Source organism: Nostoc sp. DedQUE12b (genome assembly GCF_034530835.1).
Classification (GTDB): Bacteria; Cyanobacteriota; Cyanobacteriia; order Cyanobacteriales; family Nostocaceae; genus Nostoc.
This window is the reverse complement of sequence record NZ_JAVRCI010000006.1, coordinates 105604-119005: the sequence shown is the minus strand read 5'-3', so window position 1 is coordinate 119005 and position 13402 is coordinate 105604. Positions and strand designations below refer to the sequence as shown.

Sequence of the window (13402 nt, the reverse complement as noted above, 5' to 3'; positions counted from 1 at the left end):
AACCTTGCCCTATCTAAAAATTTCATCTTATATCATGTTCGTATAAATAGTTATAATTTCCACAGTCATTCCACCCCTCCCCGCAGGCGGGGAGGGGAGACAAAGCATAGCTTTGGCGGGGTGGGGTTCTTCAGGTTTAATAAGTAATATAGCGGCCATTATATTACTGTTAACTTTTTTTGTTGCAATGGGTACATTAAATGCACTACTTACTAAGTATGCATATATGCCTCCCCAAAATACAACAAACCGTTTGCGCCCTCAACTAATTAGTCAAGATATTGACTCATTCCACGGTTTACAAACCGTCAGCACCTACAACACAACTCGTGCTGATGCCTCAGCTGCAAACTTACAGGAAGCTTATCAAGCAATGTTGATTTCTCAGCAAACCGAAACCGAGAAACTAGCTTTATACCGTGCGGCTGCTGATGCTGCGCGATTAGCAGAGTGGGAATTTCATAATGCTGTATTAGCCATGAAAGAAGTTGTACGCGGGCAATATGGTTCAGATAGCGATCAAGCTCAAGCTGTGGGATTGAAGAAAAAATCAGACCGCAAGCGTCCTTCGCGCAAAAAGACAGTTGCAATGGTCTAACCGCCTGCTGGAAGCGATCGCAAGTTAATCAACTTGTTTGAGTTTGAAAATTAGCGATCGCCAATTTAAGATAACTGCAAATCAGTTTTCATCTCGCCCGTGAACTTGAGCGGGTGGACTGGTTGCTTCAACAGCAGTAAATGATTCTAGAATTTTATAGGTGTGGCTGGCTCCTTTTGGTACTATCCAAGAACTGCCAGGTTCTAGTAAAATTGTTTGCCCTTCAATATGTAATTCTGCACGACCATTGATTACATAACCAACAGTTTCATATTCCCGTGCTGTTGGCTCTTTAGCTTCGTTCGGTTCCTCATTCTCCCACAGACGCATGGAAAGGCTTTTGCCAGATGCAAGGTATTTCTGACCAAGTTGGCCTTTAGGAGAATGGCTAGAGTCTACTTTGATAACGGTTGTATCAGACATATTTTTTGCCTCTTTTAATTTTAACTTTGGTCATGGGGGAATGGCACCAAGAAAAGCCCAAAGGCTTGTTTAGTCTCGTTCCCAGTCTTAAGACTGGGAATGTATTCAGAGAGGCTCTGCCTCTCGTCAAGAAAGAGGAGGCAGAGCCTCCCAGAATGGGTTCCCAGCCTCCAGGCTGGGAACCAGTCAGGGCAAGGGCTGTATCTTAACTTAGTGCCATTCGGTCATGGGGAATGGAGCATTAAGCATTGATGACTATCCTCTGTTCCTCTGCTCCTCTGCCCCCCGGTTACTGAGCGCAGTCGTTGGCGCAGCCTCTGGTAGAGAAGTATGCTTCCGTGCTCCCCATTACGGTTTGAGTACCACTTTGATGCAGTTATCTTTCTTGTGCTTAAAAATTTCGTAGCCGTGGGGCGCTTGTTCTAGAGGTAAGCTGTGAGTGATTATAAAGGTTGGATCAATATCACCGTTTTGGATGTGTTCTAGCAAGGGTTTTAGATATTTGTGGACGTGCGTTTGTCCCATTTTGAAGGTTAATCCCTTGTTCATGGCAGCGCCCATCGGGATTTTATCTAAAAAGCCACCGTACACACCCGCAAGTGATACGTGACCACCTTTAGCAGCAGATACTATTACTTGCCGTAATGCGGTCGGACGGTCTGTTTCTAGACGTACTGCTTGCTTTACCTGGTCGTACATCGCCATAAAGTCTGTGCCGTGTGCTTCCATTCCCACTGCATCTATGCAAGCATCGGGGCCACGACCGCCAGTCATTTCTTTGAGTGCTTCGCCAATATTCACTTCTTCGTAGTTGAGAACTTCAGCTTTGCCGTATTCTTTAGCCATTTGCAGACGTTCAGGAACGCGGTCAAAGGCAATTACACGTTCTGCACCTAGCATATATGCGCTTCTGATGGCGAATTGTCCGACTGGGCCACAACCCCAAACGGCAACAATATCACCGGGTTTGATGTTACAGTTTTCGGCTGCCATGTAGCCTGTGGGAAAAATATCTGTTAGAAATAGTACTTGCTCATCCGTTAAACCATCGGGAATTTTGAACAAGCCTACATCGGCAAAGGGTACTCGTGCATACTCTGCTTGACCACCGGCATAACCGCCGAATAAATGAGAGTAGCCAAATAGACCTGCTGGCGAATGTCCCATTTGCTTTTCTACTAACCAAGCATTGGGGTTAGAGTTATCGCACAGTGACCATAAATCTCGATTGCAGAAAAAGCAGCTACCGCAAGATATAGTAAAGGGAACAACGACGCGATCGCCTACCTTCACATTTTTAACTGCACTTCCAAGTTCTACCACTTCCCCCATGAATTCATGACCAAGGATATCGCCCTTTTGCATGGTGGGAATGTAGCCATCATAAATATGCAAATCTGAACCACAAATTGCCGTGGAAGTAATTTTAACAATGGCATCGCGTGGGTTAATAATTTTGGGGTCGGGAACTGTATCAACCCGCACATCGTTTGCTCCATGCCAGCAAACTGCTTTCATAATATTTAGTCCTTACTTATCATTTCTGGCTCGTTAATATCAAGATAAACACTCGATTTAGCCTGATTTTGAGACGCGATAGTTATCGCGTCTCAGTAAATTTTCAAAGGTTGTTTTGCAGTGTATGAGTCAAAAACTTAGACTCAAGAATTGCTACGAATCTAGACTCTATCTCTGAGTTGCTTGCTAGGAGGAGTTCGGTAATAACCTTCTTTAGTTTCAGTCAATGGCTGAACTGTATCTTCGACTTTATTTGTTGTAGACTTAAGAAACTCTTTTGTAGATCGAGGAGTTTCTTCATCCAAGTTTAACTTCTCGCGGATATTATCAGCAGCGCTTTTTAATGGATTTTGGGTATTTTTGATTTGGGTATTGTTTTTGCTTTCACTTAGCTCGTCTGGGATTCCTTTATAATAAGTACCCTCTGGAGTTTTAACATCAGCTTGTGCTACATTAACGTAGGTAAAAGCTTGACCCAGTAAAAACATAAATCCTACTAGGAAAACTACAACGATTTGGGAAATGCGAATATTTCGTAGCCAAGAAGTTACTCGATTCATAAAAAACCTCAATTGCATTATGTTAGGTGTACAATTCAAAACTCTAAATGACTATTTGCCATTTAGGGTTTAAGAACAACTTTGATGCAGTTATCCTTTTTTTGTTGAAAGATGTTGTAGCCGTGGGGTGCTTGTTCTAAAGGCAATTGATGGGTGACAACAAAAGATGGATCAAGTTTTCCATCCAAAATCATCTGCAACAACAAATGCATATATTTTTGTCCATGCATTTGTCCCATCCTAAAGGTTAGACCTTTATTAAAAGCTGCACCTAATGGTATTTTGTCTACAAAACCACCATAAACACCCATGATTGAAAGAGTCCCACCTTTACGACAGGCAACCATCATTTCCCGCAAAACGTGGGGACGGTCAGTTTCTAATCTGAGCTTTTGTTTTGTCTGGTCGTAGAAGTCTTCTAAACCAACACCATGTGCTTCTAAACCCACAGCATCGATGCAAGCATCGGGGCCACGACCACCAGTCATCTCTTTCAACGCTTCGCCAGTATTAACTTCTTCGTAGTTAATCACTTCTGCTTTGGCAAACTTTTTCGCCATTTCCAGGCGTTCGGGAAAGCGATCAATACCGATCACTTTTTCGGCTCCCATCATATAGGCGCTAATCATGGCAAATTGTCCAACAGCACCGCAACCCCAAACGGCTACAGTATCACCCGGTTGGATATCGCATAATTCTGCGCCCATATAACCAGTGGGGATAGCGTCGGAGATGAATAACAACATCTCATCCGGCAAATCTGGCGGAACTTTGACGACACCCACATCGGCAAAAGGTACACGGATATATTCTGCTTGTGCGCCTGCATACCCACCTAGCATGTGGGAGTAGCCATAAATGGCTGAGGTGATATTGCCAAATAATTTTTCTTGAATCCAACCGTTGGGATTGGAATTATCGCACAATGACCACATATCACCTTGGCAATAATGGCAATTACCACAGCCAATTGTGGAAGGAACAACGACGCGATCGCCTATTTTTAAATTGTTGACTCCCTTACCAACTTCCACGACTTCCCCCATGAATTCGTGACCAATAATGTCACCCTGTTGCACTGTGGGAATATAGCCGCCATATATATGTAGATCAGAGCCACAAATTGCCGTGGAAGTAATTTTAATAATCGCATCACGCGGGTTGAGAATTGTCGGATCTGGTACCGACTGTACCCGCACATCATTAGCACCGTTCCAGCAAACTGCTTTCATAGTTAATTATTGGGCATGGGGCATTGGGCATTGGGGAAATAACTAGCTGCGTCCAGAAGGTTGACCTTCGGTTGTGGCAATTTCGCCTGCTTCCATTAGCATCTTGAAGCGGCGTAATTCATCACCAATTTGCTGTTCTGGTTCTTCACCAAAAAGTTTAGCTACGGTAGCTGCCAATGCTCCACCGGGGGGGTTATACTCCAAAACAACCTTAACTTCCGTGCCGCGATCGCCTGGTGCTTTTGTGAAGCGAACAAAACCAGAATTATCTACGTCTGCACCTTCTACAGAAGCCCAAGAAATAAATTCATTTTCTCGGTCTTCGAGAATATCTGCATCCCATTCTACGGTATTATCTAAAGGTGCATTGGCAATCCAATGAGAACGTTTTTCGTCGTACACCTTAACAGATTTGAGATGCTTCATAAATGTAGGCAAATTCTCAAAGTCGTGCCAAAAGCGATACAATTCTTCTGCCGATTTCCTAATTGTTACCGTCTTTTCAACTTTGATGGGTTGGTTTAGACCTATTGCTTCCTGCGCTTTCTGGATTGTGCTTTGCTTGGTTGCACCTTGATAAACCAAACCACCACCGGCTAAAGCCGTCAGCGCTCCTCGCAATGAACCTTGTCTTAAACCCATTAGCACCATTGCACCGCCACCAATAAGGGATGCCCAACGTTCTACTTCACTAGCTTCTGGCTGGTTTGTACTTGATTTATCCCCTGATGTTGAAGTCACTTTTTATATCTCCATTACTGTAAATTCACCACAGAGGCGCGAATACCCTCTTCTTTCTTGTGCATTATTTGCGCCTTTTCGGTAGCCGTCTGTCTACATTCAAAAAACCTTACATTGACACAGCAGCCCCTGTAGTCGGCTTAGGAGCCTGAATCTGACCGCCTATCCGCGCCCGATACAACTGTGCCAATTGCTGTTCGTATTTCAATAAATCCTGGTAAAATTCTTTGAAAATAGCAGTTGCTACTGGGTCAGTGAACATTGCAGACAAATTGCCAATATCGCCGATACCAGTTTGCACATCACCTAAAGCAGAACGTAACTGATATATGTCATCACTTCCGGTCATGGCAGTTTTGACCTTAGCATACTGATTGGCAATATTCGCCCCTAAAGAGGGTTTTTCGCCCAATAGCTGAAGATAAGTTTCCAGTTTTTGAATGTGGCGCTGTTTATTAGCAATTATTTCTTGAAAGACTGAGTTAACTTCGTTATCTGATTCCTTTTGCAAGTAGTTTTCAAATGCTTCTAGCGAATAACGTTCACCAGCAAGAGCATTATTTAAACCTTTGGTGATTTCACCTTTAGTTGAGCCACCCCAAGCATCAGCTAGCTTCCACCATTCAGCACTTGTGTCTTTTTCATTTGGTAATGCAGCATCTTTGCCACCATAACCCAAACGGCTCAAAATAGCTGTGGTAAAAATTGGCAAGTCTCCAGGTTCACGAGATGTAATCAAATTTCCGTCAACCACCACCGGCTCATCTAGATATTTTGCGCCAGCGTTAATCATGTCCTTGGCAATAGCGATAAAACCAGTGGCTTGTTTACCTTTGAGCAAGTCGCCTTCAATCAAAACTTGTGGCCCATGACAAACAGCAGCGACTAGTTTTCCTTGTTGTATAGCTTCTTGGACAAAGCGTACTGTGTTGGTGTTCCGCCGCATTCTGTCGGGAGCCATCCCACCGGGAATTATTACAGCGTCGAATTCTGCTGCGATCGCCTCTGTTGTAGTCCCATCGGCTTGTATGTTAAGTTTGCCGCGTTTACCCTTATATTTTTCATTCATTCGGGAACCAAGGACTACTACCTCCATTCCCGCTTGTTTGAATCCATTATAAGGAACGGTAAATTCTGCATCCTCTACTGCTTGTTCAATGAGGATAGCAACTTTTTTCTTACCGGAGTGATTGTTCTGTTCAGTCATAGATGCTCTTACGTTTTTACTTTTAGTTTTTAACTAACTACAACAATGTTTATCGATTAAGACAGTTAAATAGTCAGATTTATCTTGAATAAATAATTTTGAATTACCTATTCATTAGGAGCATCTGCTACTTAAACTTATTTAATTGTTTAGCATTTAGTTAGTTACAAATTCAAATACTGAGTTAAAATGCTAAACTTAATTTTTTGTTTTTCTCTTTTATCCAATCAGAAAATAGTTATGAGTGAAAAGCTCGCCAATAAATAATTTCGGTTTGATAACTTCTAACTCATAACTTCAACTACAAGTTCCTTGACCATGAATTCATAGTTACAATATTATGGCGCGATCGCTAGTTTAGCGTCGTTCCCAGGGGATAGATTATTTTATCAGCTATACACCTCTAGTTAGACAAATTTGTAAAAAGAAAACGTTATTGTGAGAATGCAGAAAAGGGCTAGTATCATGGCAGAAAAAAATCATCCTGACAAAATTAAAACCAATGATTTGCCACAAGAGATTACCGAATCCTACGGTACTGGTGTGAAAGACTTGCCAGGATACAATATTGGTGGACGCTCAATAAAAGCAGAAAGAGACGAGTACACAGAAACTAGTCCTGAACTGACTGGTGGGGATGTTGATGCTTATTGGCAAGATGCAGATGCAGTTGGAGATGAAGCTGTTGGTGGCAGTACTTCCACTCCCGATAAAAATGTAACAGAGGACTTAGAAGCCGCAGTAGGGCTAGAAATGGCTGATTCTGAGTTTCTCCATACCAACGATATTTTAGAGGATCGTGATGGCGATCGTTGGGAGTTAGATCCAAAGTCTTCTGAAGATTATCAAGACCGAGGAGAATAATTACCAATTACAAGAAGCAACTAAATTAGCCACTATCTCCACTAGTTCTTCTGGAGCAACCGGTTTAGATACATGAGTGTCAAAGCCAGCTTCCAAGGCACGGATACGAGCCTCACTATCAGCAAATGCTGTTAAAGCAATAGCCGGGACTCGTCCACATTTATTTGCTTTAAGCGCACGGAATTTGGTAATGAAAGTGTAGCCATCCTCCCCAGGCAACCCGATATCACTAATTAAGACATCGGGTTGCAATTCGGATAATACATTACGTGCATCTGCTGCTGATATCACTGCTATAACTTTTGCTCCATCCATTTCCAAAACAGTAGTGATAAAAAAGCGAGTATCATCATCATCCTCAACTACCAAGATATCTAAACCAGTAAGAGTTCCAGAAGGTTGCATAATAAATGACATTTTATTTATCCTTACTTGCTATATTCGTAATTCGTAATTAAGAGAGTACAGAGCAAGCAGTGATTACAACTACGAATTACGTTAGCGAGTCCGCAAGCGTCATTATCAATTACGAATTATCATAACTTTTACATCCTTTAGAGCAGATTTTGGATTCACAAAAGTAGATTGATGTGCTGGGAGTGTTGATGAGATACCGAAGCAGGCTCTTTTAACAAGAAATGATTTAACACCATAATTTCAAACATATAGCTTGATAGTCACTACTCCTTCATCTATTTTCCTACTGTAAGACCACTTCGCACAAATGAAATTCAAGCGTTATTAGAAAGTCCTCACCTATCTCAATTTTCAACATAATTCAGAATTCAGGAGTCAGGAGTCAAAATTCATTCTGAATACTGATTGACAAAATGCCCTTTACCTTAAACTCTCACTGATGCCCCATACAACAGTCGGTTTGTACCCCAGCAAACTGCTTGTCTTCTTTAACCGAAGATTGGGTTATCAGTCTTCTCAATTCAGCATCAATCGCCTGATAATAATATTTCCTTGTTTGATTTTGCGATGCCTTGCATCCCACAATTATGATCTCCCAGATCCAGCGATTAGGAGAAACCGATTTGTCTTTGTCTTTGGCATATTCAGACCATTGCACAAAGCGTTTAGAGATGGCAACAAATGGATGTCTTACGCCAGTAACTAAAACTACTGATTTATCAGTTCTTCTTTATATCTGTAACTATTGTCAGGAAAATCATATTGAGTAATAGATGCAAGCGCAGGATAAAATAGTGAGGTTACGATTGATAAGGATAGAACAATTTGTTTAAGTATACAAATAAAAAAAGCCAACAATATTATTATTGAAGACTTTTTTGTTTTTCGTTGCTAGTGATTATTGAAGAGGTTTTCAAATATGCTGAAACTGTAAAAATACAGCAGAGATTAAAATTAATTCCCAAGCCCAGCTAATTCAGTTTCGATCAAGGATAAAAATGATAGGGGCCGACTCATATTACTAGCAAAGCCCAGAATTCCTGGATCTCGATGTTCGTAAAGTAACTGGCCTTTGGTATCAAACAGAAAAGTTCCACCACGCTGAGTTAAGTAGGCAGAATTAGGTACATAAGTATGCCAATTGCTTAAAACTTCCACCATATTTCGTAGCCGTAGAGTAGCTAATTCAAACGGACGTTGAAACCCACTTCCACCAGCTAATTGGAAAAACGAGCCTTGAAAAGCAGGTAAAGGAGTAGCTTGAATAATTTCATCATCTTCAATAAGTTGAGGGGCTTGACGATCTCCCTTATATCCGCGAAAAACTTCTCTTAGTGTTCCAGGACTTCCAAACCCTGCACACATTAACACTAGATTTAGCCAAGCTTTCTGAGCAGGGGAAAGTCCAGGGAGAGAAAGATTGAGACCTGAATAAAGTTTGAGTTGGTGATGTAGTTCTCCATTAGGTTCAACAAATAAATTTTCAGGTGGAAATCCTGTATATTCACAGAATCTTGTTCCAGAGGCGCGATTACCAATTCCCACTGCACGAATAGCTAGTTTTTCATCCGACAATTTTTTAGCTTCGCGCTGTAACCACCACGCATATTCAAGACTATCAAAATCCCCAAGTTGGGGCCAGACTAAAACAAGGATATATGAGGCAGTCTCGCAATTTTCTAGTAGGGGGCGGTTCATGCCATCACTAACACGCTGAAGTCCGGTCTGATTAAGGATAGTGTAAGGATTCATGACAAATGATTAGTCGGATATTTGGGGTATCAGTGACACAGGATGTACTAAAGCATTAATATGCCATCATCTCAGTTTTGTAAATATTTTGTTATACTAGTTAACAGAAGTTCATATTTAGGTTTGACACCGCTAAGTAAGGGAATACCCAGTAGGCCGCTTGATGAGTGTATTACTGCTAACGGCAGCTAGATATGAATGCTTCTTCTCAAGATTGCCAACATAGACCCTTTAGTTTTCGCCTAGTTGGGCGATTAATCCTGCGATGAATCAACCCATGACATTATCTTTAGAACAAGAATTTAGCCTTAGAACTTTTGCTGACCAAGTGCAGCAGATGTCGCGTGAACAAGCTCAAGAGTTTTTGCTTATGCTCTATAAGCAGATGATAATTCGAGAAACGACTTACCAAGAATTGCTCAAACATCAATGGGAACTTGATTCAGACTCAATATTGGGCTAAAGCAAACAAGCAAATAAATGTTTTGAATTTAGCAGCGACAAAGAAATATTGTTAGAAACTTGTGGGAGAGAGGAGCAGCCATTGGCTGCTCCTCTCTCCCATGTTTTTAATTGATTATTATTCTATTTATTGCTGATTTTATTTTTTGGAAGTACCTTCGCACTCCAATTGAACTAATGTCTGCGAAATAGTGACTTTAATTGATAGGTTAGTATTGGCGCGCTCGGCGTTTCACCACTTAATAAATGATATATAACTGAACATGACTATAAGTGAATAGACGATACACTTACGCGTTGAGATGAGAAACCTATACTGATAAAACTTTTAGTTAAATAATTTTTAATTAGCTGACCAAGAATCTTAATTCCATGTTCAATATCCTCTGGTATTTGGCAAAAGTTCAAGCGCATCGCTGGATACCCTTGCCCTAGAAAAAATGCAGCACCACTAGCAACAAGGACATTGTAAGATAAGGCTTCAGAGCAAATTGCTTGAATAGGTAAATAGTATGGCAGATGAGTCCACAGAAATAAGCCACCTTTCGGAATTGTCCAGGTGATAGCTTCCGGAAAGTAGTTTTCCAAAGCTTGCAACATCACATTCCGACTTTGCAAGTTATTAATACGTAAACGATTCAAGTGACGGCGGTAATGTCCCGATGCTAAAAATTCGCTCACAATTATCTGGGATACTGTAGAAACATGCAAGTCATTGAGTAATTTATGCTTTACCAGAGATTGATGATGCTCACCTGTCACCACCATGTAACCAACTCGTAGCCCAGGCAAAACAGGCGTTAATTGAACGCAAGATTTAACTAGGTTATCAAAACAGAATTCAGGGGTCAGAATACAAGATTTTTTAATTGTCGAGAAACAAGGCGTTTTTCAAGTTGGTGAGTTACACAAGCTAAGTCTGTTACCCAAGCATAAAGCGTGTTTTACTCCTGAATTATGTTGTATATTGTCATGATGAAAGAGTATTTGCTTCAATTGCATCTATAGATAAAGAAACATCCTGAGCGAAGCTGGTATATTTAAAACTTTTAGTAGTAACATTTTTTGAATAGAATTAAGAGATTAACCTGGTATTTTTATAAGCCTTGGCAGTATGAATATGGAATTTTTTAACAGGATTCCTTTGATGCCTTTAGTATTACTCTTATTGGCTTACATTCTCCTGGGATGGTATCTCGCTGCTAATCATATTATTTGGTTAGTAGGGGCTTTTGTTGTTGCTATGGTTATAGCTGTAGTACGAAAGAGCTTTTCTTGGTTAGAGCGTTTAGTTGAGTTTGGTTCGAAAACTTTAGTTGTCATCTTGTTTTTAAGTATATCAATTGCTTTAGTAGCAACTTGGTCGATTTTATTAAGGCTCTTTATTATCCCCTTGGCTACTACGCTGTTAGCTGATTTGGAAATGCGCTTTTCTGGCTGCAATAAACTAGATTCATTTTGGATTATAACTGTCCTAGCTGTATTGGGTTTGGTAGTAGGTGAAGCAATAGATATTTTACTGTTTCCCAGTAGCAGATACTAAATAATTTATTGATAAAAATCCGATATATTATTTATTAATTAACAGTGCAAAAATGTGCATACATACTTCATCGAAATTATGGAGCGATCGCGGTCTGTAGTACAGCAGGGTGTAAATCAAGCAAGCATCAATTATAAATCAATAAAACGTTTCTGCTATAAAAATTATGCATAGCGTTAATAGCTTTTTTCTCAAAAACTGCACAATTATGCGTCATTAGTCAATCATTCTTTAGATCACTATAAATCTCACTATGGGAAGACGTTTTACCAATTAAAATTTCCTATCTTACTTAGGGATAATGTTGTCTAGCAAGAAAAGTTAGAGCGATACCTACGGCGGCAAGCTATGCACAGAGATTAATCTTAATCTGGATTTATGGAGATTACGGGTTGAAGATATATCACTGGTGACTGTCACTTTCTCGTCATATTTATTGTTAATCATAAAAGTATAGATACTTTCTCAAAAGTTAAATTTTGGGCTGGTATCCCCAATCTCAAAGGTTTTATTGAATCGTGAGTTCCCAAATCTGGAGTACATAGATGATTCCTCTGTTGAACAAAGACTATAAAACAAAGCCAAAAGTCCCAACTCAACACTAATAAGGAAGTAATGTGAGTAGACGTAAAAACTACAATTTGCTCGATCAAACAACATCAACTGAAGTAGCAACACCCAAACCATCCCTGACATTACCAGACGCAGTGGCTCTAATTGTCGGTATTGTCATCGGGGCGGGGATTTTTGAAACCCCGGCTCTAGTGGCAAATCAAGCAGGTAGTAATATTGCTGTATTGCTTTTTTGGCTAATTGGCGGTGTAGTATCTCTGGTAGGAGCGCTGTGCTATGCAGAGTTGGCAACTGTCTATCCCGATGTTGGTGGTACTTACTATTATTTGAAACGTGCATTCGGGCGGGGAGTTGCCTTTTTATTTGCCTGGGCGCGGATGATGGTGATTCAAACTGGTTCTATTGCTCTGTTGGCATTTGTTTTTGGCGATTATGTTTCTCAGATATGGCGGCTGGGAAGGTTTTCGTCTTCTATTTATGCAGCCATAGCGATCGCACTTTTAACTGCTTTGAACATCATCGGTTTGCAGCAGGGGAAGTGGACACAAAACTTGCTAAGTGCAGCAAAAGTTCTAGGTTTGTTGCTGGTAGTGATTCTTGGGCTTACCACCATTCCTAATTCTGCCGCCCCTGTAGAATCTGCATCATCGGGAACCTGGGGACTGGCAATGGTGTTTGTGTTGCTATCTTACGGCGGTTGGAATGAAGCGGCTTACATCTCCGCAGAAATTCAAGACGGACGACGCAACATTGTGCGATCGCTAATGTGGAGTATTGGGATCATCACTGCCATTTATCTGCTAATCAATCTGGCTTATCTGCGAGGGCTAGGATTAGCAAACATGGCCCAATCGGAAGCAGTAGCCGCAGATTTAATGCGCTCTCTTTGGGGCGCACCGGGAGCCTTATTTATTAGTGTACTGATTGCGATCGCTACTTTAGGAGCAACCAACGCTACTATCTTTACCGGAGCGCGTACCAATTTCGCACTGGGACAGGATTTTTCGCTATTTGGTTTTATGGGACACTGGAAACAACGTCCAAGTAGCCCTACCTATGCTTTATTTTTGCAAGCAACGCTCGCCTTAATACTGGTTTTTTTGGGCACGTTCACCCGCAAAGGTTTTGAAACAATGGTGGATTACACTGCCCCAATATTTTGGTTTTTCTTCTTGCTTTCCGGCATATCACTGCTAGTGTTGCGAATCCGTGAACCCCACATAGCACGATCATTCAGTGTGCCATTTTATCCTTTCACACCATTACTATTTTGTGCCGTCTGCGGCTACTTGCTTTACTCCAGCTTGGTTTATACAGGCGTGGGAGCGATCACAGGTGTTTTAGTGGTGGCAGCAGGTATTCCCGTGTTGTTCTGGAATGACTACGTCAAGCAAGGTAGGACGTGAGATGAGTGAGCAGAGGGGCAGAGGAGCAGAGGAGCAGAGGAGAAGAGGAGAAATAGCAGTAAGTTCTTTCCCCTCTGCCTCTTCCAATGCCCCCATACCCAAATAC

General features: G+C 41.2%; 15 protein-coding genes. 5 read left to right on the top strand and 10 right to left on the bottom strand.

What is annotated here, in order from left to right:
* Window positions 1-226: 226 nt before the first annotated feature.
* On the top strand, window positions 227-598 hold the full coding sequence (locus RMY16_RS05135) for a hypothetical protein (RefSeq protein WP_322735493.1): 372 nt from the start codon (window positions 227-229) through the stop codon (window positions 596-598).
* An 81-nt stretch (window positions 599-679) separates the two neighbouring features.
* On the opposite strand, the gene RMY16_RS05130 is transcribed toward RMY16_RS05135, so the two are convergent.
* The 6 genes from RMY16_RS05130 to RMY16_RS05105 all read right to left on the bottom strand — a co-directional run bounded on the left by RMY16_RS05130 (window position 680) and on the right by RMY16_RS05105 (window position 6279).
* Window positions 680-1021, bottom strand: coding sequence for a cupin domain-containing protein (locus RMY16_RS05130; protein WP_322735441.1), 342 nt, complete (start codon window positions 1019-1021; stop codon window positions 680-682).
* Window positions 1022-1369: 348 nt separating this feature from the next.
* Window positions 1370-2539, bottom strand: coding sequence for a zinc-dependent alcohol dehydrogenase (locus tag RMY16_RS05125; protein ID WP_322663985.1), 1170 nt, complete (start codon window positions 2537-2539; stop codon window positions 1370-1372).
* A gap of 161 nt (window positions 2540-2700) precedes the next feature.
* Window positions 2701-3099, bottom strand: coding sequence for a hypothetical protein (locus RMY16_RS05120; protein ID WP_322735440.1), 399 nt, complete (start codon window positions 3097-3099; stop codon window positions 2701-2703).
* 62 nt (window positions 3100-3161) lie between these two features.
* Window positions 3162-4331 carry a zinc-dependent alcohol dehydrogenase gene (locus RMY16_RS05115; protein ID WP_322735439.1) on the bottom strand — a complete coding sequence of 390 codons (1170 nt, stop codon included), beginning with the start codon at window positions 4329-4331 and terminating at the stop codon, window positions 3162-3164.
* A 42-nt stretch (window positions 4332-4373) separates the two neighbouring features.
* Entirely contained in the window at window positions 4374-5072 is a 699-nt protein-coding gene (locus tag RMY16_RS05110; RefSeq protein WP_322663979.1) for an SRPBCC family protein, read from the bottom strand.
* 109 nt (window positions 5073-5181) lie between these two features.
* The gene (locus tag RMY16_RS05105; RefSeq protein ID WP_322735438.1) at window positions 5182-6279 is read right to left on the bottom strand and encodes a DJ-1/PfpI/YhbO family deglycase/protease; all 1098 of its coding nucleotides are present in this window, start codon (window positions 6277-6279) and stop codon (window positions 5182-5184) included.
* Window positions 6280-6744: 465 nt separating this feature from the next.
* On the opposite strand from RMY16_RS05105, the gene RMY16_RS05100 reads away from it, so the two are divergent.
* Window positions 6745-7143 carry a DUF6335 family protein gene (locus tag RMY16_RS05100; RefSeq protein ID WP_322663976.1) on the top strand — a complete coding sequence of 133 codons (399 nt, stop codon included), beginning with the start codon at window positions 6745-6747 and terminating at the stop codon, window positions 7141-7143.
* Here RMY16_RS05100 and RMY16_RS05095 read toward each other — a convergent pair whose 3' ends face one another.
* The 3 genes from RMY16_RS05095 to RMY16_RS05085 form a co-directional block, all read right to left on the bottom strand.
* Window positions 7144-7548 (bottom strand): response regulator, encoded by a 405-nt coding sequence (locus RMY16_RS05095; protein WP_322735492.1) that lies wholly within the window; start codon window positions 7546-7548, stop codon window positions 7144-7146.
* 445 nt (window positions 7549-7993) lie between these two features.
* Complete coding sequence (locus tag RMY16_RS05090) at window positions 7994-8218, bottom strand: hypothetical protein (protein ID WP_322735437.1); 225 nt, start codon at window positions 8216-8218, stop codon at window positions 7994-7996.
* A gap of 296 nt (window positions 8219-8514) precedes the next feature.
* On the bottom strand, window positions 8515-9312 hold the full coding sequence (locus RMY16_RS05085; protein ID WP_322735435.1) for a peroxiredoxin-like family protein: 798 nt from the start codon (window positions 9310-9312) through the stop codon (window positions 8515-8517).
* Between the two features lie 265 nt (window positions 9313-9577).
* Here RMY16_RS05085 and RMY16_RS05080 point away from each other — a divergent pair, with 265 nt between their 5' ends.
* Window positions 9578-9775 carry an NblA/ycf18 family protein gene (locus RMY16_RS05080; RefSeq protein ID WP_322735434.1) on the top strand — a complete coding sequence of 66 codons (198 nt, stop codon included), beginning with the start codon at window positions 9578-9580 and terminating at the stop codon, window positions 9773-9775.
* Window positions 9776-10041: 266 nt separating this feature from the next.
* On the opposite strand, the gene RMY16_RS05075 is transcribed toward RMY16_RS05080, so the two are convergent.
* Window positions 10042-10566, bottom strand: coding sequence for an aminotransferase class I/II-fold pyridoxal phosphate-dependent enzyme (locus RMY16_RS05075; RefSeq protein WP_322735432.1), 525 nt, complete (start codon window positions 10564-10566; stop codon window positions 10042-10044).
* 322 nt (window positions 10567-10888) lie between these two features.
* Here RMY16_RS05075 and RMY16_RS05070 point away from each other — a divergent pair, with 322 nt between their 5' ends.
* Window positions 10889-11317 carry a hypothetical protein gene (locus RMY16_RS05070; protein ID WP_322735431.1) on the top strand — a complete coding sequence of 143 codons (429 nt, stop codon included), beginning with the start codon at window positions 10889-10891 and terminating at the stop codon, window positions 11315-11317.
* Window positions 11318-11934: 617 nt separating this feature from the next.
* A complete protein-coding gene (locus tag RMY16_RS05065) occupies window positions 11935-13296 on the top strand; it encodes an APC family permease (protein ID WP_322735430.1) in 1362 nt (453 codons plus the stop codon).
* The last annotated feature ends 106 nt before the right edge of the window (window positions 13297-13402 follow it).

Bases quoted from the DNA above. Each gene is read 5' to 3' on its own strand.
- RMY16_RS05115 (WP_322735439.1), bottom strand. From the start codon at position 4,331: ATGAAAGCAGTTTGCTGGAACGGTGCTAATGATGTGCGGGTACAGTCG.
- RMY16_RS05105 (WP_322735438.1), bottom strand. From the start codon at position 6,279: ATGACTGAACAGAACAATCACTCCGGTAAGAAAAAAGTTGCTATCCTC.
- RMY16_RS05120 (WP_322735440.1), bottom strand. From the start codon at position 3,099: ATGAATCGAGTAACTTCTTGGCTACGAAATATTCGCATTTCCCAAATC.
- RMY16_RS05135 (WP_322735493.1), top strand. From the start codon at position 227: ATGCCTCCCCAAAATACAACAAACCGTTTGCGCCCTCAACTAATTAGT.
- RMY16_RS05070 (WP_322735431.1), top strand. From the start codon at position 10,889: ATGAATATGGAATTTTTTAACAGGATTCCTTTGATGCCTTTAGTATTA.
- RMY16_RS05125 (WP_322663985.1), bottom strand. From the start codon at position 2,539: ATGAAAGCAGTTTGCTGGCATGGAGCAAACGATGTGCGGGTTGATACA.
- RMY16_RS05095 (WP_322735492.1), bottom strand. From the start codon at position 7,548: ATGCAACCTTCTGGAACTCTTACTGGTTTAGATATCTTGGTAGTTGAG.
- RMY16_RS05080 (WP_322735434.1), top strand. From the start codon at position 9,578: ATGAATCAACCCATGACATTATCTTTAGAACAAGAATTTAGCCTTAGA.
- RMY16_RS05130 (WP_322735441.1), bottom strand. From the start codon at position 1,021: ATGTCTGATACAACCGTTATCAAAGTAGACTCTAGCCATTCTCCTAAA.
- RMY16_RS05100 (WP_322663976.1), top strand. From the start codon at position 6,745: ATGGCAGAAAAAAATCATCCTGACAAAATTAAAACCAATGATTTGCCA.
- RMY16_RS05085 (WP_322735435.1), bottom strand. From the start codon at position 9,312: ATGAATCCTTACACTATCCTTAATCAGACCGGACTTCAGCGTGTTAGT.